Annotated in this window: 19 protein-coding genes; 8 read left to right on the top strand and 11 right to left on the bottom strand. The window is 66.5% G+C overall.

What is annotated here, in order from left to right:
- From ON44_RS41385 to iolC, 5 genes are all read right to left on the bottom strand, one after another.
- Positions 1 to 352: hypothetical protein (locus ON44_RS41385; protein WP_040700355.1), on the bottom strand; the 352-nt coding region annotated here is incomplete at its 3' end.
- Positions 342 to 1442, bottom strand: a complete 1101-nt coding sequence (locus ON44_RS41380) for a radical SAM protein (RefSeq protein ID WP_040700353.1) — start codon at positions 1440 to 1442, stop codon at positions 342 to 344. The genes ON44_RS41385 and ON44_RS41380, both read right to left, overlap by 11 nt.
- A 372-nt stretch (positions 1443 to 1814) precedes the next feature.
- A complete protein-coding gene (gene iolB / locus ON44_RS41375; RefSeq protein WP_040700375.1) occupies positions 1815 to 2696 on the bottom strand; it encodes a 5-deoxy-glucuronate isomerase in 882 nt (293 codons plus the stop codon).
- A gap of 5 nt (positions 2697 to 2701) precedes the next feature.
- Entirely contained in the window at positions 2702 to 3637 is a 936-nt protein-coding gene (locus ON44_RS41370; RefSeq protein ID WP_373283296.1) for a Cgl0159 family (beta/alpha)8-fold protein, read from the bottom strand.
- A 23-nt stretch (positions 3638 to 3660) separates the two neighbouring features.
- Complete coding sequence (iolC, locus tag ON44_RS41365; protein ID WP_051183188.1) at positions 3661 to 4626, bottom strand: 5-dehydro-2-deoxygluconokinase; 966 nt, start codon at positions 4624 to 4626, stop codon at positions 3661 to 3663.
- A gap of 184 nt (positions 4627 to 4810) precedes the next feature.
- On the opposite strand from iolC, the gene ON44_RS41360 reads away from it, so the two are divergent.
- Positions 4811 to 5548, top strand: coding sequence for a GntR family transcriptional regulator (locus tag ON44_RS41360; protein ID WP_040700351.1), 738 nt, complete (start codon positions 4811 to 4813; stop codon positions 5546 to 5548).
- A 31-nt stretch (positions 5549 to 5579) separates the two neighbouring features.
- Here the strand turns inward: ON44_RS41360 and ON44_RS41355 are convergent, their stop codons facing one another.
- From ON44_RS41355 to ON44_RS41340, 4 genes are all read right to left on the bottom strand, one after another.
- Positions 5580 to 6872 carry an MFS transporter gene (locus ON44_RS41355; protein WP_040700350.1) on the bottom strand — a complete coding sequence of 431 codons (1293 nt, stop codon included), beginning with the start codon at positions 6870 to 6872 and terminating at the stop codon, positions 5580 to 5582.
- A 73-nt stretch (positions 6873 to 6945) separates the two neighbouring features.
- Positions 6946 to 7584 (bottom strand): DUF2165 domain-containing protein, encoded by a 639-nt coding sequence (locus tag ON44_RS41350; protein ID WP_051183186.1) that lies wholly within the window; start codon positions 7582 to 7584, stop codon positions 6946 to 6948.
- A gap of 407 nt (positions 7585 to 7991) precedes the next feature.
- Positions 7992 to 8276 carry a hypothetical protein gene (locus tag ON44_RS49215; RefSeq protein WP_083898488.1) on the bottom strand — a complete coding sequence of 95 codons (285 nt, stop codon included), beginning with the start codon at positions 8274 to 8276 and terminating at the stop codon, positions 7992 to 7994.
- A 127-nt stretch (positions 8277 to 8403) separates the two neighbouring features.
- Entirely contained in the window at positions 8404 to 9096 is a 693-nt protein-coding gene (locus ON44_RS41340) for a major capsid protein (protein WP_051183185.1), read from the bottom strand.
- A gap of 208 nt (positions 9097 to 9304) precedes the next feature.
- Here ON44_RS41340 and ON44_RS41335 point away from each other — a divergent pair, with 208 nt between their 5' ends.
- From ON44_RS41335 to ON44_RS41315, 5 genes are all read left to right on the top strand, one after another.
- Positions 9305 to 10009: a response regulator transcription factor gene (locus ON44_RS41335; protein ID WP_040700370.1), complete on the top strand. Its 705-nt coding sequence runs from the start codon at positions 9305 to 9307 to the stop codon at positions 10007 to 10009.
- Positions 9987 to 11531 (top strand): sensor histidine kinase, encoded by a 1545-nt coding sequence (locus ON44_RS41330; RefSeq protein WP_040700347.1) that lies wholly within the window; start codon positions 9987 to 9989, stop codon positions 11529 to 11531. Before ON44_RS41335 ends, ON44_RS41330 begins: the two co-directional genes overlap by 23 nt.
- A gap of 71 nt (positions 11532 to 11602) precedes the next feature.
- Entirely contained in the window at positions 11603 to 13651 is a 2049-nt protein-coding gene (locus tag ON44_RS41325; RefSeq protein WP_051183183.1) for an ArnT family glycosyltransferase, read from the top strand.
- 29 nt (positions 13652 to 13680) lie between these two features.
- Entirely contained in the window at positions 13681 to 15723 is a 2043-nt protein-coding gene (locus ON44_RS41320) for an ArnT family glycosyltransferase (RefSeq protein WP_040700346.1), read from the top strand.
- Between the two features lie 159 nt (positions 15724 to 15882).
- Positions 15883 to 16341: a MarR family winged helix-turn-helix transcriptional regulator gene (locus tag ON44_RS41315; RefSeq protein WP_040700345.1), complete on the top strand. Its 459-nt coding sequence runs from the start codon at positions 15883 to 15885 to the stop codon at positions 16339 to 16341.
- Here ON44_RS41315 and ON44_RS41310 read toward each other — a convergent pair whose 3' ends face one another.
- Positions 16342 to 17874 (bottom strand): AMP-binding protein, encoded by a 1533-nt coding sequence (locus ON44_RS41310; protein ID WP_040700344.1) that lies wholly within the window; start codon positions 17872 to 17874, stop codon positions 16342 to 16344. It abuts the gene before it with no gap.
- Positions 17875 to 18022: 148 nt separating this feature from the next.
- Here ON44_RS41310 and ON44_RS41305 point away from each other — a divergent pair, with 148 nt between their 5' ends.
- Complete coding sequence (locus ON44_RS41305; RefSeq protein ID WP_040700342.1) at positions 18023 to 18739, top strand: enoyl-CoA hydratase/isomerase family protein; 717 nt, start codon at positions 18023 to 18025, stop codon at positions 18737 to 18739.
- 13 nt (positions 18740 to 18752) lie between these two features.
- On the opposite strand, the gene ON44_RS41300 is transcribed toward ON44_RS41305, so the two are convergent.
- The gene (locus ON44_RS41300; protein WP_040700340.1) at positions 18753 to 19667 is read right to left on the bottom strand and encodes an LLM class F420-dependent oxidoreductase; all 915 of its coding nucleotides are present in this window, start codon (positions 19665 to 19667) and stop codon (positions 18753 to 18755) included.
- 72 nt (positions 19668 to 19739) lie between these two features.
- Here ON44_RS41300 and ON44_RS41295 point away from each other — a divergent pair, with 72 nt between their 5' ends.
- The gene (locus ON44_RS41295; protein ID WP_085998723.1) at positions 19740 to 21674 is read left to right on the top strand and encodes a sensor histidine kinase; all 1935 of its coding nucleotides are present in this window, start codon (positions 19740 to 19742) and stop codon (positions 21672 to 21674) included.
- Positions 21675 to 21687: the final 13 nt, after the last annotated feature.

Raw genomic sequence — 21687 nt, 5'->3', positions numbered from 1 at the left:
TGTCGCGGTAGGCACGCGCGGATTCCATTGTCTGCCCCGGTAATCCGAGTCGCCCGCGCAGCCGTGCGCTGCGCAGCACATCGTCCTCACTCGAACTGGCGACGAGACCGACTCGGTGTTCGCGCGCCGCGCATTCGGCCAGCCACTCGGTGGACCACGATTGGTAATCCGAGACGGTCCGGCAGTCGCGAAACCGGTCGCGCACATCCGCGCCGATGCCCGCCAACGCCTCGGGCACGGTGATGAGAACGGTGTCGGTCACGACCTCCGGGAGCCATTCGTGCAGTGGGCGTTCGCTGAGCGGTTTACGCGAGAGGAGCAAGATCCGCTGCGGCACGAACTCATTCGGCATCGAGAACAGCGAGCGGTAAAAGTGCAGCGGGCTTCCATTCGGGCGCCGGGTTGACCACCCCGGTCGGGGACGACCAGTTCAGCCGGGCCGGGCACGACGCGACACCGTGAGCGTCCATGATCCTCGGATACAACTCACGGCGACGTTGTACACACGCGAGCAGCCCACCGTCCTCGGGAAACCAGCTGCCGAGGTATTCGTCGGAGAAATTGCACACCAGCGCATGGCCGCAGGGTTCACAGTAGATCTTGGCGACATTGGCGCAATCCTTGACCGTGAATCCCAGTTCCCGCGCGGGCGGATAGCAGGAGACGGTCACCTCGGGACCCCCGGGCTGCTGGATCTCGTCGTACAGCTCTTCCATGATTCCGGTGAACCGATCGAACAGCACCGGGGGACTGAGGCTCAGCTCGGTCTGATTGGCCGCCGCGAGTCCGGACGGAATCCAGGGCTTGATCTGTACGACATCGACGCCGATCTCGCGCATGGTGCGGTAGATCTTCGGTGCCTCGTCGAAGTTGTGCTTGCCGAGTCCGATTCGGACGAACACCCACAGTCCGGCTGCTTTGGCCAGCTCGATATTGCGCAGAATCAGTTCGGCGTCGTTGGATTTCGAACCCTTCATCAGGGCCGCCAGCCGAGCGGCATCGGCGGTGTTGTAAGTGACCTTCACCCCGGACAACTTCATATCGACCAGTCGGGCGATCCGCTTCCCGTCCAGCAAGGTGCCATTGGTCACCAGGCGCGTGGTGATGCCGCGTTCGCCCAGCGGACGGAAGACCTCCTCGACGAGATCCAGCGCCATCAGCGGCTCACCGCCGGTGCCATAGACCGCCTCGGGCCGTTCCGGCTCGGTGGGTGAATCGATCCAGTCGAACAGCGACTGTGCGAAGCGACCGGCGTCCAACGGATTCAACCGTTTTCCGATGTAGTCCTCGTTCACACAGAAGATGCACGACCGATTGCAGCCGTCGAGAAATTTGACTTCGACGCCGTCGACGGGAAGGTAACCGGCCAAATCCGTCTGCGGGAAGTTCTCGACCCGGAACTTGCGGTATCTGTCCGAGAGCGCGTCCCGCTCGCTGGCCATCACGAGATCTCCTGTCCTGGAGTTTATTTCGCATCGTTGTCCGAGTGCCGCCCCGCTCGGCAAAAGCGTTGGGATGCAAGGAAAGCAGGCCCGCTTCGAGCCAAGAGAGATTGTGCGTCATCGGACTGTCGCGAGCCCTTCCCGGCATTGAGAACGCCGGTCGCGCGGCACGGCAGCAGCTCGTGCGTGCCGTCGAACTGCGGGGAGAGGTCGCGCTTCGACGAGGCCGTGTCCTCGTCGACGTCTATTCGCATCCGATAGCCGGGTTCGAACTCGGTTGAGGCCGGGCCGTCGGTCGCTCAGTTGTACTGTGGGAAGCCGAGATTCAGGCCCCCGTTACCGGGATCGAGCCGGTGGTGTGGTCGATCGGACTCACCCTCGAGTCTCCTTCGCGCCCATGGGAAGACGCGGATCGATCGCCATATCCGCCCAGGTGCCGCGCAGCCACGTCTGTGCCGGGTCGTCGCTGATCCGCCAGGCCCGCTCCGGTCCGGGACCGGCCATGATGTTCAGGTAGTACATGTGGTAACCGGGCGCGGCGATTGACGGTCCGTGGTAGCCGTGTGGCACCAGCACCACATCGCCGTCGCGGACCTCCTCGAGCACATCGATCGGCCGCTCGGGGGTCCCGTACACACGGTGGTAGCCGAAGCCGGGCGAATCGTCCGCGCCACGGGCGAATTCGAAGTAGTAGATCTCCTCGAGCGGGGTCTCGGTATCGGAGAGCTCATCGTGTTTGTGCGCCGGGTACGACGACCAGTTGCCGCCGGGAGTGATCACCTCGCAGGCGATGATCGAATCGGCATCGAAGGCGTCCGCCGTCGCGAAATTGTGCACCTGGCGGCTGCAGCTGCCCGCACCGCGCAACTCGACGGCCACATCGGCGGCAGGCACATAGCGGAACGGCAGCTGCCGCTGGGCGACGGCGCCGCCGAGCGCGAATCGTCCACCGCCGGTACTGGTTACGGTGTAGGAGCTGTCCCGCCCGATATAGGCGAAATCGGTCGGGCCGTCGAAAACGCATGTGCGCCCGGCCAATTCGTACGACTCGCCGGCACTGGCAACGGTGCACGAACCGGATAGCGGTACCACCACGATCTCATCGGATCGACTGTGCATGCGATGCGACTGACCCGGCGCGAGCTCGATGATGTGCAGGCTGGCGTGGTCCCACCCGGCCGCCTCCGGGGTGAGCGCCACCGTGTACGGGGCGCGATAGGTGCGGGCGGCGGGCACATAATGCTTGCTGTGCATCGCGATCACCGGACCAGTGATACGGCCGTATCGACCGCGCCCGCGACATTGTCGTCGGGCGGATACAGCAGCGCACGACCCACGATCAGGCCCCGAACACCCGGCAGCGCAAGGGCTTTCGCCCAGCGCGTATAGGTTTCGTCCGGGCCGGTCTGCGGATCGCCGCCGAGCAGCAGGGTGGGCAGGGTGGTGGCATCCATGACCCGCTCCATCTCCGCGACGACGGGCAGCTTCAACCAGGTATAGGCCGAAGTGGAGCCCAATCCCTGCGCCAGATGCACGCTCTTGATGACCGCATCCGGTGACAGATCGTTGACCACCTTGGTCCCCGGCCCATCGGGCCGATGCGATATGAACGGCTCGAGCATCGCGGCCAAACCGAGCGCGGCGAGTTCATCGATGGCGGCGGCGCTCGCGGTCATCATCGACAGCGTGCCCGGATCGGTGAGATCGAACCGGTTGAGCATCTTCGCGCCATTGAGTCCGGCCGCGGCGGTCGCCCGCGCGGTATATCCGGTCATCCGGTCGTCGAGTTCGAAATCCGCGCCCGCGATGCCACCGCGGTTCATGGAGCTGAAGACGACCTTGTCCGCGAGCGCGCCGAGCAGTAGCAGATCCTCGATGATGTCCGCGGTGCCGAGCACACCGTCCACGCCCGGCCGGGCCAATGCCGTGACCAGCCGGTCCAGCAGTTCCCTGCGGCTGTTCATGGCGTAGGGGTTGCCGGACGCCGACAGTGCGCCGCGGGCCGGGTGGTCGGCGGCGATGATCATCAACCGGCCGTCACCGCGCACCAGACCGCGACGGGTCCGTGTGGCGAATGCTCGGGCGATGGCGCCGGGATCGGCCGCACGCAACTCGGTCAGCTCGGCGTAGGACCGTACTCCCACGGGTGCCGAGGTCGATTCGGGCCGGCCCGTCTCCTGGTCACCACCCCTCATCGCTTCGCCGCGCGAGGCTACCTTCATTTCCGGGCCTTTCCTATCAACGACAGCGCGACGAGATCGTCGATTTCGGCGCTGGTCGGCATGGCGGTGGAGCATTCGAGCCGCGCGGCCACAATGGCCCCGGCGGCATTGGCGCGGCGCAGGATGGTCTCCAGCTCCCATCCGGCCAGCAGGCCGTGACATAGGCTGCCGCCGAAGGCATCGCCCGCGCCTAGGCCGTTGAGCACCTCGACGGTGGCCGGCGGCACCACGACGGATTCGTGGCGGGTCTTGCCGAGCACCCCGTCCGGTCCCTGTTTGACGATGGCCAGTTCGACTCCCAGATCCAGCAGCGCGTCGGCGGCCCGATGCGGATCGGTCTCGTCGACGGCGATGCGACACTCCTCGCGGTTACCGACCGCCACCGTCACCTGGGGCAGAGCCTCGCGTACCTGTGTGCGGGCCTGTTCCTCGTCGGCCCAGAACATCGGCCGGTAGTCCAGATCGAGCACGGTGAGCGGCCGTCGTTCCCGGATCGACCAAGCATCGAAATGCGCTGCACGAGAAGGCTCTTGGGACAACCCGGTGACAGTCGACCAGTACACGCCCGCACCGCGGATGATGTCGGGATCCACCTGCCCGCTGGTGATCTGCAGGTCCGGCGCGCTCGGTTCGCGGTAGAAGTACAGCGGGAAATCGTCCGGCGGGAAGATCTCGCAGAAGGTCACCGGGGTCGGCAGGCTCTTGGTGGTCTGCACCAGGACATCCGACACGCCGAGCCGGACCAGTTCGCGCCGCACATACCGGCCGAAGGGATCGGCTCCGACGCCGGACCACAGCGCGGTGCGCCGACCGAGCCGCGCCGCTGCGACGGCGACATTGGCGGCACTGCCACCGAGGAACTTGCCGAAGGTGTCGACATCTTCCAGCCCCACTCCGGATTGGAGCGGATAGATGTCGACGCCGACCCGACCGGTCGACACGACCTCGAATTGAGCGTTCACAGGCTGACTCCAGGGTTCGGTCCTCGGGGACGGGCATGACCGCGTATCCAGACTGTGCGCCCGTCATACCCCCTTGTCAAGACTTTGTCAGGACATAAGGACATATGCAACAAGAACTGCCCGGTGTGATTTACAGTGGAAGAAATGGCGCTCACCTGCGCCCGTTCGCCCCGAGGAGCCGACGATGCCCGCGCCACTGGATGTCGCGATCGACCGCTCGAGTCCGGTCCCGCTGTATTTCCAACTGGCACAGGGCATCGAGAACGCGATCCTGGAAGGTCGGCTCGCCCCGGGGGATCGCCTCGAGAACGAACTCGACCTGGCCAAGCGGCTCAATCTGTCGCGGCCGACCACGCGGCAGGCGATCCAGGCACTGGTCGACAAAGGACTGTTGATGCGCAGGCGCGGGGTGGGCACCCAGGTCGTACAGAATCAGGTGCATCGCCCGGTCGAATTGACCAGCCTGTACGACGATCTGCTCACTACTGGTCAGGAACCGACCACCGAATTGCTCGACTATCGGCTCGGCACACCGGATCCCGATATCGCCAAGGAGCTCGGCGTGGCCGAGGACGCCCGCTTCGTGACCTTCCGCAGGCTGCGCCGTGCCGGGAGTGAGCCGCTGGCCGTCATGACCAATTACGTGCCCGCCGAATTCGCACCTGCGCCCGACCAGCTCGAACTGCACGGATTCTATGAATGCCTGCGGGCCAAGGGAATTCACATCGCACTCGCGCGCCAGCGGATCGGTGCGCGCGGTGCCACCAGGGCCGAGGCGCGGCTGCTGGACGAGCGCACGAATGCGCCGTTGCTGACGATGCAGCGGGTCGCCTTCGACGATTCCGGGCGTCCGATCGAAATGGGTAGGCATGTCTACCGGGCCTCGCGGCATTTCTTCGATACCACAGTGCTGAGTCGCTGACCTGCCGAAACGGCCGATCTTTCCAGTCTTCTCAGGTATTACGCCTGGCACGGATCCGGGCGAGCACCGCGCGCAGCGGTGTCACGTGAATGCCGTGTTCGGCCAGATGCCTGCGGGTCTTCAAGCGGGTGATCAGCACGCCGGTGATGGCGATCAACCAGATCGGGTATTGGACCAACCACGCCAGGCGGAACGACGAGAAGCTGTATCCGCCGGTGCGATCGAGCACGAGGCCCATGGTCTCGATGACCAGCAGGGTCGCCAGGAAGCCGCCGATATTCACCATGCCCTGTGCGGTGCCGAGCACGGTATTCGGATTGAACATCCGGGCGTAATCGAATCCGATCATCGAGCCGGGACCGCCGACCGAGATGACCACGACCAGCAATACCAGCAGCCAGATCGGGGCGGGTTCGTTGCGCACCAGCACCACCGTCCAGACGGTGGCGTTGGCGCACATGATGGTCAGCACCAGCCACGATCGGCGCAGTGGATAGCGAGCACTGAGGACGCCGAGTATCGGTCCGGCGGCGATCGCCGACCCCACCGAAACCGTCAGCAGCAGGCCCGCACCGGACTGCGACAACCGTTGTGCCGAAACGAGATACGGGACACCCCACATCAATGCAAATGTGGTGATGGAGAACTGGGTGCCCATATGGGTGAAGAAGCCGAGCCGGGTGCCGGGATGGGTCCACACCGCGCGGATCTGGGCACCGACCTCGCGCAGTCCAGCGGGCTTATCGGTCGTGGTCTCGCCCGGTGGTTTATCCCGGATCAGCGCCGCGGCCAGGACCGCGAACAGTACGCCGAGCGCCGCGGCCGACAGATATGCCGGCGGCCAGCCTGCGGCGCGCAGCACCCCAAGAAACGGCAGGGCCGAGAGCACCTGACCGAACTGTCCGAGTATGCCCGTGAGTTGGGAAATCAGCGGCACCCGCCGCGGTGCGAACCAGTGCGGAACCAGCCGCAGGACCGAAATGAAGGTGAAGGCGTCGCCGGTGCCCACCAGCACCCGGCCCGCAATCGCCAACGGAAGCGATTCCGTAGCCGCCAGCACGCCCTGGCCGAGCGCCATGATCACGGCACCCGCGACGATCATCGCGCGCGAGCCGACCCGATCGAGCATCAACCCCGCCGGAATCTGCATTCCGGCATACACGATGACCTGCAGCACAACGAATCCGGACAACATCGCGGGACTGGCATGGAACCGCTCGGCGGCAGCCAACCCGGAAACTCCGAACGATGTCCGCTGCAACACCGCGATCACGTACGCGGCAACACCGACACCCCAAATCGAATAAGCCCGTGTCGTGTGCACCCTCGCAGCGTAGTTCTCGCTATCCGTCGTCGGGATGTGCGCTGGGCTCGAGTGAGAAGGTCATCGGTGAGCGCTACCGCTCCGGGGGTGTATCGCTTTCCCCACCGGGTGCGTTGCTTTCCGTGGTGGGAGTATCGCCTTCTGTGCTGGGCGTATCTTCCACGCTCGGCTCGCCGACTCGGGCTTCGGAGCGGGTCGACATGTGCACGAGGATGAGTCCCACGGCCGCGAGGAGGAAGTTCTGCAGCGCCGCCGACGTGGCGTTCACTTGTTTGTTCGCCCACATCCGGAACCACTCGCCGCCGATGGTGAGGAAGCCGCCCGCGAACAGCAGCACCGCCATGGTCCAGCCGAGGCTCGACAACTTCGCTGCGAGTGCGGTTCTGGCGGAGTTCCGGCCGATCAGTGCCCACCAGCCGGTCGCTGCACCCGCGAGCAGCACGAAGCCGGTCAGATACTCCCAGGTCACGATAAGGATATAGGCGATAAGGATGACCGTGCTGTTGGTGATGGCATGCCAGTCGGTACCGGAGTGGTGGATCGTGGCCTGCATCGACAGCACCGCCTGCACGCCGCGCCGGTTGGTATCGGTGTCGATACAGTTGGTGACCGCGACGATCAGGTAGTACAACGCGGTGATCGATGCCAGCACCGTCACGGCCGCATCCCTGCTCCCGGCCACATCCAGGAACCGCTTACCACTCAGACCCATATCCGCCACCTCGGTCGATTGGCACAAGACTTCGATACGGCCCCTGCCACTCCGAGCGACCGCCCGAGCCATCATACTTCACTCCGCAAGATTCGAAATGCCATGACCCACAGGGGGTTCAGCCCATCGCAGCTAGCCAGTCATTCAAGAATCCCGCTCCCCCTCGCGCGATCAAGATCAGGTGGAATCTGTGGCGGCATCGCCCGAGAAGCCCCCGCCACCAGTGCCACCTGATCTTGATCCGGGGCTGCTGCTGCCGCGGCGGGTCCGGTGGTCGCGGTGTGGTTGGGCTTTTCGCCTTGCGGCCGATTTATGGCAACTACTTGCCTATGCCGATGAAGCGCGGCGGTGGACTGGTGAGTCCGCCGCCGGGCTTACGTCATCGGGATGTGTTGGGCTGCAATGGGTTACTGACCGGGCTGGCACTGCGGCGGAGGGCCCTGCGGGTGGTCACCGGGCGGCGGGCCCTGGTGGTCGCCGGGGGGTGGGCCCTGGTGGTCGCCGGGCGGCGGCCCATCCGGGTGGTCGCCGGGGGGCGGGCCTTGCGGGTGATCGCCAGGAGGCTGGCACTGCTGTCCGGGCACTGGTCCCTGGGGTCCGTCGGCGCTCGCCGCACCGGCTCCGATGCCGAGCATGCCGAGTGCGACGGCACCGGCCGCCGCGGTCACTGCCAGCTTCGATGTGAAACTCATCTGCGTTCCTCCTGTTGTCGGATCAGATCCGAAACCGTCGGCCCGCGTCTCCGGGCCGACCACGAGAATCGTTGAGCCCCAACATTTGTTCTTCGTTGGCGGAAGTTAAGTGCCAGCTGTGAACCGGTCAGTTGCCGGTTCGGCTCTGCCCACCGCCCCGGCCGGCTCCGGACGTGCCGTCGCCCAGCTGGCCGGGTCCACCGCCCGCCGGACCGGGACCGCCGCTCATTTGACCGGGTGCGCCGTTCATCGCACCCGGACCGCCACTCATACCGCCCGGCGCGGTCGCATTGCCTGCGGTGATCGAGGTCACGGTGGCGGTGCCATCGGTCTTGGTAGCGCGAATGCTCACGGTATCCCCGGCTTTCACCGTCGACGCGCTGGTCGTGCCGGAGATGGTGTAGGTCTGGGTGTAGTTGTCGCTGCTGGTGGCGGTGATGGAGGTCGCGCTCACGGCGGTGACGGTGCCGGTCTGGGTGAGCTCGGTGGTGTAACCGCCATTGCTGTCGGCGACGACGAACTCCCCGTGTAGCGCCGCGGGAATCATGGTTCCGGAGCCGGGGCCACCCGCTTGACCGGACCGACCCGACGCGCCGTTCATCGACATTCCGATGCCACCGGGACCGCCCGGACCATGGCTGCTGTTCGAATTGGACGACGATGCCGCGTAGATGGCACCGCCGCCCGCCGCGGCGATCGCTCCGGCGATCCCGACCGCGGCGAGGGTCTTCTTGGTGGACCAGGTGCCCGCCTGCGCGGGGCGTGGTGCGCCCCAGACCGTGTCGGGTTCCGATGACGGCTGTTGAGTAGGGTGGCTCATGGTGCTCCTTGTGAGTGCGGACGAATAAATGCTCCGATCCGACCTTGATCCGCCTACCTTGGTGTCGGCTGTGCGCTGGTTCTGGATCCGCTGGGCGCGCGCTCACAGCTGACACATAGTTTCGGCACAGCTACCCCTCAGCGTTCGCGGCCATGGTAAGACGATGTCCGCGATGAGCGCCGGGAACGGGCCGGCCGAACGAGTTGTCATGCGCCGCGCCGATGGCAGCGCCATCACTGTGCTGGTCGTCGATGACGAGCCCGTGCTGGCCGACATGATGTCGATGGCCCTGCGGTACGAGGGGTGGGAGGTCAGCACAGCGGGCGATGGTCGAACGGCCGTCGCGAAGGCACGCGAGGTCCGCCCGGATGTGGTGGTGCTCGATGTGATGCTGCCGGATATGACCGGGCTCGAGGTGCTGCGCAAGCTGCGCGCACAGCTGCCGTACCTGCCGGTGCTCTTGCTGACCGCAAAGGATTCGATCGAGGACCGCATCGCCGGGCTGACCGCGGGCGGCGACGACTATGTCACCAAACCCTTCAGCATCGAAGAGGTGGTGCTGCGGCTGCGTTCGCTGCTGCGCCGCACCGGCGTGGCCACTGAGGACAGCGGCGCGCAGCTGGTGGTCGGCGATCTGGTGCTCGACGAGGACAGTCACGAGGTCATCCGGGCCGGTGAGTTGATCGTGCTGACCTCCACCGAATTCGAATTGCTGCGGTTCTTCATGCGCAATCCCAAGCGGGTGCTGAGCAAGGCACAGATCCTGGATCGGGTGTGGAGTTACGACTTCGGCGGCCGTTCCAACATCGTCGAGCTGTATGTCTCGTATCTGCGCAAGAAGATCGACAGTGGACGGGCACCGATGATCCACACCCTGCGCGGCGCCGGATATGTCCTCAAGCCCGCGAACTGAGGTGGCGCGCCGGATGCTGAAGCCGCGGCGCTGGTCGCTGCGGGCCCGCCTGTTGGTCGGGCAGGTGCTGTTGCTGGTGATCGTGGTCGTCGGTACCGGCGCCGCGACCGAATTCGCATTGCAGCAGTTCCTGGTACATCAGCTGGATACCGAACTGGTCGATGTGCAGAAGCGTTCACTCGGTGATGTCGGCGGTGGTCCGAGCCTCGGGCCACGACCCAGCGGCCAGCCGTCGATGCCGCCGCCACCGCCGCCGCCATCGGGTTCCGGTCCGGGACCGGATTTCCTGGATCGGCGCGGCATCCAGCCCGACACGATCGGCGCCATCGTCCACGAGGGGAGCGTCACCAAGGCGGGCCGGATCGGTGCCGACGGGGCACAGCGTGCCCTCTCGCATACCGCACAACAGCAGCTTGCCGCGGTGCCGGCCAACGGGAAGCCGGTCGATGTCGCGCTCGACGGTCAGGGCCGCTATCGAGTGGTGGCGGATACGACGTGGTCGGGTGAGATCGTTGTCACCGGTATGCCGTTGACGGCGGTCGACGCCACCCTCTTGCGCGTCCTGCTGATCCTCGGGATCGTGACGGCGATCGTGTCGATCATCGCGATCACGGTCGGTATCTGGCTGATCCGGCACGCGCTCGCACCACTGGATCGAGTCGCGGCGACGGCCGCCCGGGTGGCCGATCTGGAACTGGATCGCGGCGAAGTCGTACTGCCCGTGCGGGTTCCGGCCGCGGACGCCGATCCGCGCACCGAGGTCGGGCAGCTCGGTGCGGCGGTTAACCGGATGCTCGATCACATCACCAGCGCGTTGTCGGCGCGCCACGACAGCGAGACCCGGGTCCGGCAATTCCTCGCCGATGCCAGTCACGAACTGCGCACCCCGCTGGCCGCCATTCGCGGCTATGCCGAACTGGCGCAACGCAAACGGGCCGAGGTGCCCGGTGAGGTGGCCTATGCGATGGGCCGGGTGCACTCCGAATCCCGGCGGATGACGGGTCTGGTCGAGGACATGCTGTTGCTCGCGCGGTTGGATTCCGGACGTGGGCTCGAGCATGAGCCGGTAGATCTGACCCAGCTGACCGTGGACGCGGTGAGCGATGCGCATATCGCCGGTCCCGAACACCGCTGGGATCTGGAGCTGCCCGACGAGCCGGTGGTGACCACCGGTGACGCGGCTCGGCTGCATCAGGTGCTCGCCAATCTGCTCACCAACGCGCGCGTCCACACCAGTCCCGGCACCACGGTACTCACCGCACTGGAATTCAACGGCGACGGTGGAGCGGTGTGGCGGGTGACCGACGATGGTCCGGGCATCCCGGAAGGCTTGCAGCCGATGGTTTTTCAGCGTTTTGCGCGCGGTGACTCGTCGCGCTCGCGGCGGGCGGGCAGCACCGGTCTCGGGCTGGCGATCGTCGCGGCCGTCGTCAAGGCGCACGGCGGCGATATCTCCGTGGACAGTGTGCCCGGCCGCACCGAATTCACCGTGCGTCTGCCCGGTGTCACCGCCGCGAACTGAGCGCTGCGCCACACAGCGAACTCACAGTTACGACAGAGCTTGCAACTACGTCGGGCCGCGACGATCGAAGCATGACGACAACATTGCTGGGAGCTCCTGCCGCCGCGGCGGTCGAGCCATCGGATGCGCGGTCATCCGGGCGCGGCCCGCTGTGGCGGCGGGTATCGCTCGTGGTGCTGCTCATCGCGACAGCACTGCTGTATCTGTGGAATCTCGGTGCCAGCGGTTGGGCCAACGACTTCTACGCCGCCGCGGTGCAGGCCGGATCGCAGAGCTGGAAGGCGATGCTGTTCGGTTCCAGCGATGCGGCCAATGCGATCACCGTCGACAAGACCCCCGCAGCGCTTTGGGTGATGGATATTTCGGCGCGGCTGTTCGGCTTCAACTCCTGGAGTCTGCTGGTGCCGCAGGCGCTCGATGGCGTTGCTGCGGTCGCGGTGCTGTACGCGGCGGTGCGCCGCGTCAGCGGCCACTGGGCTGGGATGCTGGCCGGTGCGGTGCTGGCGCTGACACCGGCGGCGACGCTGATGTTCCGGTTCGACAATCCGGACGCGCTGCTGGTGCTGCTGCTGACCGTCGCGGCCTATTGTGTGCTGCGGGCCATCGAAAAGGACAGCGGCGCTTGGTGGTTGCCGCTGGCCGGTGTTGCGGTCGGCTTCGGCTTCCTGGCCAAGATGATGCAGGCGTTCCTGGTGCTGCCCGCGTTCGCGCTGGTGTATCTGCTTGCCGCGCATGCGCCGCTGCGCACCCGGATCATTCGATCGGTCGCCGCTGTGCTCGCGATGGTGGTATCCGCAGGATGGTATTTGGCGCTCGTCGCGCTGTGGCCCGCGTCCTCGCGGCCCTATATCGGTGGATCGCAGCACAACAGCGTGCTCGAATTGGCGTTGGGCTACAACGGTTTCGGCCGGTTGACCGGTAACGAGACCGGTGGCCTCGGGAACCTGAATTCCGACGTCGGCTGGGCCCGTTTGTTCGGTTCGGAAATGGGCGGCCAGATCGCCTGGCTGCTGCCCGCCGCATTGATCCTCGGCGTCGCCGGACTGTGGCTCACCCGTCGGGCCCCGCGCACCGATCCGACCAGGGCGGCACTATTGCTGTGGCTGGGCTGGCTGATCGTGACCGGCGTGGTGTTCAGCTACGCCAACGGCATCCTGCACCCCTACTACACGGTGGCGCTGGCGCCGGCGATCGCGGGCGCGATCGGGGTCGGCGCGAGCCTATTGTGGCAGCGCCGCAACGATATTCGGGCGACGGCCGTGCTGTCCGGTGCGCTGCTGGTGACCGTCGTGCTGGCCTGCGTCCTGCTCGCGCGGACCCGCGACTGGCTGCCGTGGCTGGGACCGGTGGTCGCGATTGCCGGTGTCGGAGCGGCGGCATTGCTGCTGGTAGTCGGTCGGTTGCCGAAGGCCGTTGCGACTGGTGTCCTCGCGGTCGCCGTGGCCGTCGGCCTGGCCGCACCCGGCGCTTACGCACTGGCCACCGCGGCGACCACACACAGCGGTGCGATCCCGTCCGCCGGACCAGCCGGTGCGGGCCGGTCCTTCCCGGGCGGCGGGCGGCCCAGCGGCACCGATGGTGTCCCGGGTGCGCCGGGCCGCACTGACGGTGGCGTGGGTGCGCAGGGTGGCACCGCGGGTGCGCTGGGCGGTGGCGCGGGCGCATCGACCGGGACCGGCAGTGGTGCGGGTGCGCCAACCGGCACGGGCGGAGGCGGTAGCGCGGGTGGCGGTGCCCCGATGGGCGGAATGTTCGGCGGCATAACGCCCGGCGCGAACCTGACCGCGGCGCTGAGCGTCGACGCCGACAACTACACCTGGGTCGCCGCCGTCGTCGGCTCGAGCAATGCCGCCGGATACCAACTGGCCACCGGTGATCCGGTCATGGCCCTCGGCGGCTTCAACGGCACCGACCCGGCACCCACGCTGTCGGAGTTCGAAGACTATGTGGCCCAACACAAGATCCACTACTTCATCAGCGCCCAGATCATGGGCGGGATGCGCGGAGCAGGGAGCGGCGGCAGCCAGGCCGCCGGCGAAATCGCGGCCTGGGTCGAAGACAACTTCACCGCCCAGACGATCGACGGCGTCACGGTCTATGACCTCACCGCCACCCACTGACGACCTTCAGTACACGAGAGGGACTTGATATGACCATGACCGAAGCGCCGCCCGTGCGGCACGCCGAACCGGCGGGTCCGCGGCACGCGGCCGCGCACCGGAAACGATCGACGCGCTGGCTGTTCGGCCCGCCCGACCAGCCGCGGTGGGCACGCCCCGGATTGTGGACCTTGCTCGCGGCCACCACCGTCCTCTACCTGTGGGGACTCAGTAAATCCGGTTGGGCCAACGATTTCTACGCGGCCGCGGTCCAGGCAGGCACGCAGAGCTGGAAGGCGCTGCTGTTCGGTTCGCTGGATTCGGGTAACGCCATCACCGTCGACAAACCGCCCGCATCGCTGTGGGTGATGGGCTTGTCCGGCAGGCTGCTCGGTTTCAGTTCGTTCTCCATGCTGCTGCCGCAGGCACTGATGGGGGTGGCGTCGGTCGGTCTGGTGTATGCCGCGGTGCGCCGGTGGAGCGGCCCGGCGGCCGGATTGCTTGCGGGCGTGGCTCTGGCCGTGACTCCCGTCGCGGCACTGATGTTCCGGTTCAACAACCCGGACGCACTGCTGGTGCTGCTGCTCGTCGTCGCCGCGTATTGCACGGTCCGCGCCACCGAGCGCGGCAGCGGCCGCTGGCTCGCATTGGCCGGTGTGGCAGTGGGATTCGGTTTCCTCACCAAGATGATGCAGGCCTTCCTGGTTCTTCCCGCGCTCGGACTGGTGTTCCTGGTCGCCGCACCGATCGGTTTCTGGCGTCGTATCGCCAAGTTGCTCGGCGCTTTTGTCGCAATGGTGATTTCGGGTGGCTGGTTCGTCGCCCTGGTCAGCCTGTGGCCCGCTGATTCGCGCCCGTACATCGGTGGCTCGACCGACAACAGCCTGCTCGACCTCGCGCTCGGCTACAACGGTCTCGGCCGCGTGCTCGGCGGCGAAGGCAACGGCGGTGGTGGCGGCGGTGGCAACACCGGCTTCGGCGGCAGCACCGGGATCACCCGATTGTTCGGCGATTCGATGGGCACCGAAATCTCCTGGCTGCTGCCCGCCGCCTTGATCGGTCTGGTGGCTGGTCTGTGGTTCACCCGGCGCACGCCGCGGACCGGACGCACTCGCGCGGGCCTGATGCTGTGGGGCGGTTGGCTGCTCGTCACCGGTGTCGTATTCAGCTACATGCAGGGCACCATGCACCCGTACTACACCGTCGCGCTCGCCCCGGCGATCGCGGCGCTGGTCGGTATCGCGGTGGTCGAATTGTGGCGCGGCCGCCAATTCGTCACGGCGCGTATCGCACTCGCGGCCATGTCCGCCTCGACCGGTATCTGGAACTTCATCCTGCTCGATCGCACACCCGACTGGTACCCGGCACTGCGCTGGATCGTGCTGATCGGTTCGATCGTGGTCGCGGCCATCGTCGTGGTCGGCGCACACCAGCTCGGCAGGTTCACCGCCGTCGTCGCCATCGCCGGACTGCTGTTCGGCCTCGCGGGGACCACCGCGTACGCGATCGAAACCGCGGCGACCGCGCATTCCGGTTCCATTCCGACCTCCGGCCCGGCTGTCGCGGGTAAGGGGATGGGCATGGGCGGACCGGGCGGCGGGGGAGCGGCCCCCGCTGGTTCCGGCGAATCAGGAACCGGTGCACCGTCGTTCGACGGCGCGGCACCCGGACAAGCGAACGCCGAACAGACCGGGACCGACGCGACCGCCAACCGTGACGGCGGCGGCGGACCGGGCGGCTCGAATTCGTCCAACACCGAACTGCAGCAGTTGGTGCGCAATACCGATAGCCGTTGGGCCGCAGCGACGGTGGGCTCGGGATCGGCGAGCGACCTCGAATTGTCCACCGGCGCTTCGATCATGGCGATCGGTGGTTTCACCGGCAGCGACAATTCGCCGACGCTGGCGCAATTCCAGCAGTACGTCGCCAATGGCGATATCGCCTACTTCATCGCGGGCGGCGGCATGGGCGGTGGCCCCGGCGGCGGATCCAACAGCAGCGCAAGCGAAATCACCGCATGGGTCGAGGCGCACTACACCGCCATCACGGTCGGCGGCACGACGGTCTACGACTTGAGCCAGCCCACCTCCTGACCCCACCCGAGGCGCGCCTGCCCGAGCAGGCGCGCCTTTCGGTCCCAAACGACGTGTATGATACACGTCACGTGTAAGATGCACATTCGAGGCGGTAGCGCACATCCGGTGTGATACACATGCGTCATTGGCGACGCGCGCATCGGCAGAAGGGTCGGGATGGACAAGCCCACGCATTTGATCGAATTCGAGACCATGCTGCTCGGGCGGTACAGCCTCGCGTCTCGGCGTGGTGCCAGTCGCATGGACCGCAGCGCGTACACCCTGCTCAACCGACTGCACGGGGAAGGGCCGATGTCCATCGGTCAACTCAGCGACGCACTGGCGTTGGAGGCGTCCACGCTGCGTCGGCAAACCGCCGCGATGATGCGCGCGGGGCTGATCGAGCGGATCCCGGATCCCGAGGGCGGCATGGCTCGACTGTTCCGCATCACCCCCGAGGGAAGTAGCCGACTCGAATCCGACCGCATGCAGAGCGTTCGCGATCTGGACACCATCATGGCCGACTGGACGCCCGACGATGTCGCCGCCTTCGCCGCCTATCTCGAACGCTTCAACACCGATATCGAGCGCTACCACGGCCGTCCGTGGCCGCGGCATTCCACCATCAGCCACTGATCAGGCCTCGCGCAGGCTCTGCCGGATCCGGTACTTCTGCACCTTGCCGCTCGGGGTGCGCGGAAAGTCCTCGACCACCACGAGCTGTTCCGGCCATTTCTGCTTGGTCAGGCCCGCCTCCGCGAAATGCGCTTGCAGATCCGCGAGCGTCGGAGCGTCCGAACCCGGGTGCAGTCGCACCACCGCGGCCACATGCTCGCCGAGTCGAGCATCGGGCGCGGCGACGGCAACGGCCTCGGCGACCGCCGACATGGTCAGCAGGACCTCCTCTACCTCGAGCGCGCTGATGTTCTCGCCGCCGCGGATGATCAGGTCGGAGGTGCGGTCGGTAATGGTGAGGAACCCATCCTCGTCGAGTACGCCGATATCGCCGGTGTGATACCAGCCTTCGTCGTCGAAAACCTTCGCGGTGAGCGCCTCGTCGGTGTAGCCGAGACACAGATCCGGTCCGCGGCTGAGGATTTCGCCGTCCTCGGTGAGCCGGATTTCGATGCCGGGCTGCGGATCGCCGTCGGTATAGAGCCGTTTGCCCTCCGGGGCGGTGCAGTCGGAGGCGGTGATCGAGGGGTGTTCGGTGCTGCCGTAGGAGCGGTAGACGATGAGACCGAGTTCGTTCAGCCGCTCGGTGACCGAACTCGGCACCGAGGCGCCGCCCATGCCCGCGTACTTCATGTGCAGCAGATGTTCGGCGCTGAAGTCGGGATGGTCGACCAGGCTGGTCAGGTAGTAGGGCACGCCGCCCGCGACGGTGATGCCGTAGTCGGTCATCAGGGTCAGGATCTGGGCCGGATTCCAGGTGTCGACGAGGTTGACCGCGATGCCGTCGCGGATCGGGATGAGGAAGGCATTGAGCATGCCGATGAAATGGCCGACCGGCGCGGCGGTGATCTGCGGACCGAGGTCGGCCGGGTAGTGCTCGGCCAGCTGGCGGGTCTCGCAGCCGAGAGTTTGATGGCTGTGGATCACGCCCTTGGGTGCGCGGGTGGTGCCCGAGGTGAAGGCGATCAGCGCCGGACCGGCCGGGTCGACCTCGACGACCCCGGTGAACGGCTCGTCATCGAGCAGATCGTCGAAGGTGCGTCCGACGACGCCGACGATCGGCACATCCGCGTAGACGGCCGGGTCGTAGTCGATCGAACCGAATCGGTCGGTGGTGACGAAGACGCGCGGACGCACCGCGCCCAGAATGTAGCCGACCTCCCGTGGTCCGTAGATGTGCACGATCGGAACCACGGTCGCACCGAGAAAGGTTGCGGCCCAGAAGGTCGCGGCGGCCTCCATCCAATTGGGCAGTTGGAAGGCCACCACGTCACCGGGACCGACACCCCTCTTGTGCAAGCTCTTGGCCAATCGGCGGGCGACCAGTTCGACATCACGGAAGGTTCCGGTGTAAGGCCGGACCGCCGAATGCACGCGGAACCGAGCCTCGGGTGCGGAGGCCAGACCGCGGGCCAGCAGATCGCCGAGCGAATCGCGGGTCCACCACCCTTCGTCTTCGTACCGTTTGACCAGGTCGGCGGGGATTGTGCGCATATGGACTCCAAGTACCCGGCGTGCGGGCACGAGTCGGCCACACCCGCGGCGCGGTCGGGTGGTTACGGGATGAGTGTCGGGGGCTGCCGCTCCGAATATACTATTCTCCTGAAAGTAGAATGCCAATATCTTGATTGGAGAACTGACAATGGTGGAACTCGAGCTGAGCGACGGGCTTGCGGTCGTCACCATCGATCGCCCGCAGGCGCGCAATGCCATCGCGCCGGAGACGATGGACCAGCTCGAGAAGGCGCTCGACGCGGCCGAGGGGGCCCGGGCGCTGGTCATCCGGGGCGCCGGGGACAAGGCATTCGTCTCGGGGGGAGATCTCAAGCAGCTCAGCGCGATTCGTACGCTCGAGGCCGCCGAGGCGATGGCCTGGCGGATGCGGGGCATCTGCGATCGCCTCGCGGACTTTCCCGCTCCGGTGATCGCCGCAATGAACGGCCACGCCTTCGGTGGTGGCGCCGAAGTCGCGGTCGCCGCGGACATCCGGGTCGCCGCCGACGACATCAAGATCGCTTTCAACCAGGTCGCGCTGGCGATCATGCCGGCCTGGGGCGGTGCCGAGCGGCTCGGCGCGCTGGTCGGTCGGAGCCGAGCGCTGCTGCTCGCGGGGTCGGGGACCGTGCTCGACGCCGCCGAGGCCGAACGCGTCGGCCTGGTGGACCGGGTGCTGCCCCGCGCGTCGTTCGAGGAAGGTTGGCTGGCACTGGCTCGCTCACTGGCCAACGCGCCCGCGGGTGAGATCAAGCGGGTGCTGTCCGGGGTTTCCCCGGCGGGGGCAGTGAATGCCTTTGCGCGGCTTTGGGTTTCGGATGAGCACTGGGCGGCGGCGGATAACGTGCTCAGCCGGCCGCGATGATCGGCGGCGAAGCCTAGGATTCGGGCGCGGTCAGGTAGGTCGCGCCGAATTCCGCGATGAAGTCGAATATCGCGCCGGGCTCGCGGGTGCGACAAGAGACGACGATCCAGTCGACACCGGCCTTGGCCAACGCCGCGAAGGCTTCGCGGTGGCGGTCGGCATCCACCGCCGGGGTGGCGATGCTCGCGTCCGGGTAGGAGTACACCAGATCGATATGCTCGGATCGGTCCGCGTCCTGGGCCGCCGATCGCACCTCGGCCATCTTCGCGGCGAGCTGGTCGAGCGTGCCGAGTTCGGGTGTGCGGGCGGAGGTGCTCAGCTCCGCGCCGCCGGTCATCGGGATCCAGCCCTGGGCGCGCGCGGCGACTCGGCGGCGGCTCAGCTTCGAATTGCCGCCGATCCAGATCGGGATCGGATTCTGTACCGGCAGCGGCCGGGCCACTACATCGCGGGCGCTGAAATGGCGGCCCTGATAGCTGAACGGCTCGCCGCTCCAATGCAGCGGCAGCACGTCCAGCGCCTCGTCGAACAGCGCGTTGCGCTCACCGAAATCGACTCCGAGGGCATGGAATTCGCTCTTCTGATAACCCGTGCCCAGACCGATGATCGCGCGCCCGCCCGACAGTTTGTCCAGCGTCGCAGCCGCTTTCGCCAGCAGGAACGGATTGCGGTAGGGCAGCACCGCGAGATAAGTGATCAGCCGTAGACGTTCGGTCACGCCGGCGACATAGCCGAGTGCGACGAACGGATCAAGCGTCTGATGTCCACCGGAAGCCAGCCATCGGGCGCCCGGAACGGGGTGCTCGCTCAGTGAAAGTCCGTCGAATCCGGATCGTTCGGCCGCGATCGCCACGTCGTGCAGTGCGCCGACATCGAGCATGTCACCGTCGTAGCCGGTGGTCTCGGGGTAATGCAGGATAAATCGCATCGGGTCCTCCGTGTGCCTTGGGTCGGCATGCACAAGAATGCCATTCTCGAATATGTAAGTTATATTATCGCGATGCTGAAGGCTCGGTTCCGTGGGATCCGGACACGGATTCTTGTCATTGCGCTGGTACCCAGCCTGCTGCTGATCTGCGTCGGTGTGGGTACGTCGATCTACCTGTTCAATGACGGGCGACACGCCGAGGACTTCGCGCGCACGCTGGACACTCACCTCACTCCCACGCGCGAATTGGTCCTGGCCGTGGAACAGGAGCGACTGCTGTCGGTGTCGCAGCTGGCAGGCGGGGTCATCGATCCCGGTGCGCTGGTCGCCGCCCGCCTGCGGTTCGACTCCGCGCTGAAGTCGCTGGCAGTCACCGAAGTCGCGTTGCAACGTGTGGGCGGCAGCGCGATGGGAAATACGGTGGCGGCCTTCGACGAGTTGAAGGCTCGGTTACCGGAGCTGCGCAGTGCCATCGATGCCGGACGGCTACCGATCGCCGACGCCTACGAGTTCTACAGCCGACTATTGGACGGCATGGACCAGGGTTCGGCAACGATCGGACAGTTTGCTCCGGACGCGGCCTCCGGCGCCGACCTCGCCCGCAATATGGGTCTGCTGCACGTGGTCGAATCCATGTCGCGCGCCAGCGCGTTGGCCACGGCGGTCGTACACCCGCAGAATGTGGCGCCGACCCTTTTCGCCGAATACCGCAACCTGGTGAGCTACTACCACGTCGAGATCGCGCGACTGGCAACCGTACTCGACGCCGCCAACGCGCAGCGCATAAAGGATCTCACCGCTTCTCCGGCATGGCAGCAGGTCAGCGCTATGGAGAAGGCCATCGTCGAGGCGCGACCCGCAGGTGCGCCGCAGTTGCCGATCAGCATCGCGGAGTGGCGCACGGCCGCGGACGAGGTGAGCCAGCAGTTGGTGACATTGTGGGTGGGGCACGCCAAGCAGGCCCAACAGCACGCCGCCGATGCGGGTGCCCGGCACGCGCGCAACTCGTTGCTGGCCGCGGGCGTTTTAGGTGCGGCCGCCGTGCTGGCGTTCCTGTTGTCGCTGTGGCTGGCCAATCAATTGATCGGACGACTGAAACGGTTGCGCTCGGAAACGCTTGCGGTGGCCGAGGTTCGGTTGCCGGAGACGATGCGGCGCCTGAACGAAGGGGTGCGGATCGACCCGGAAACCGAAGCCGCACAGTTGGATTTCGGTACCGACGAGATAGGTCAGGTCGCCCAGGCTTTCAATCGGGCGCACGGCGCGGCGGTCGCGGCCGCGGTCACCGAGGCGAATACCCGCGAGGGTGTGCGCGCGGTATTCAGCAATATCGCCCACCGCAGCCAGATCGTCGTGCACCGACAGTTGGAGATTCTCGACGCGGCCGAACGGCGACAGGAGGATCCGGCACTGCTGGAAACGCTGTTCCAGCTCGACCATCTCGCCACCCGCGGGCGCCGCAATGCCGAGAATCTGATCATTCTCGGCGGCGGCCGCCCGGGTCGACAGTGGCGACGTCCGGTTCCACTCGGGAAGCTCGTCCGGGGTGCGATCGCGGAAACCGTTCAATACGCGCGGGTGTTCCCCGGCGCCGGACTGCCATCGGTATTCGTCAACGGTGCGGTGGTGGCCGATCTCATCCATCTACTTGCCGAACTGGTCGACAATGCGACCGCGTTCTCGCCGCCGCAGTCACGCGTGGACGTCACCGGCAATCCGACCGGCACGGGCGTTGTCGTGGTGATCAGCGATCAGGGCATGGGTATGTCGGATTCGGAACTGGAGCGGGCCAACGAAGTGCTCGCCGACCCACCGGATTTCAGCGTCGCGACACTATCGTCGGATTCGCGGCTCGGGCTGTTCGTGGTGGCCCGGTTGGGGATTCGGCACGGCATCTCGGTGCGCCTGACCGAATCCGACTACGGCGGAGTTCGCGCCATCGTCGTGATCCCGACGGCGGTGCTGGCCGCGGAGAACGCGGGCATTGCCGCGCCGACCGCCGGGTAACGGTGGTGAATCC

This window comes from Nocardia vinacea NBRC 16497 (assembly GCF_000308835.1).
In the GTDB taxonomy this organism is placed as follows: Bacteria; Actinomycetota; Actinomycetes; order Mycobacteriales; family Mycobacteriaceae; genus Nocardia; species Nocardia vinacea.
Note: the sequence above shows the minus strand (reverse complement) of the source record. Positions and strands in the feature narration are given on the sequence as shown.